This is a genomic window from Streptomyces sp. NK08204, assembly GCF_020400585.1.
GTDB lineage: Bacteria > Actinomycetota > Actinomycetes > Streptomycetales > Streptomycetaceae > Streptomyces.
Map to the genome: position 1 here is coordinate 1 of NZ_JAINVF010000096.1, position 425 is coordinate 425.

The following is a 425-nucleotide window of genomic DNA, read 5'->3' on the forward strand; positions in this document are numbered from 1 at the left end:
GGCTCGTCGGATCCCGGTGGACTATGCCTCGCATTCCGTGCATGTGGAGAAGCTGCGTGCGGAGCTGCTGGAGGTGTTGTCGGGGATCGTTCCGCGTGCCTCGCGGGTGCCGTTCTACTCCACGGTCACTGCCGGGGTCGTGGACACGGCGGTGCTGGATGCGGAGTACTGGTACACGAACCTGCGTCAGACGGTGCGGTTCGACGAGACCGTTCGTGTGCTGCTGGCGGACGGGCATCAGCTGTTCGTGGAGGCGAGTGCGCATCCGGTGCTGACGGTCGGGGTGCAGCAGACCGCGGAGGACGTCGGTGTCGAGGCTGTGGCGCTGGGTTCGCTGCGTCGTGACGAGGGTGGTCTGGAGCGTTTCCTGACCTCCCTCGCCGAGGCCCACGTCAACGGGGCCCCGGTCGACTGGCAGGCGGTGT

The 425-nt window shown here is 67.5% G+C and carries 1 protein-coding gene; it reads left to right on the forward strand.

The features are described from left to right. Positions 1 to 425 (forward strand): acyltransferase domain-containing protein (locus K7G59_RS34465; RefSeq protein ID WP_225840682.1); only part of this gene is annotated, 425 nt, incomplete at both ends.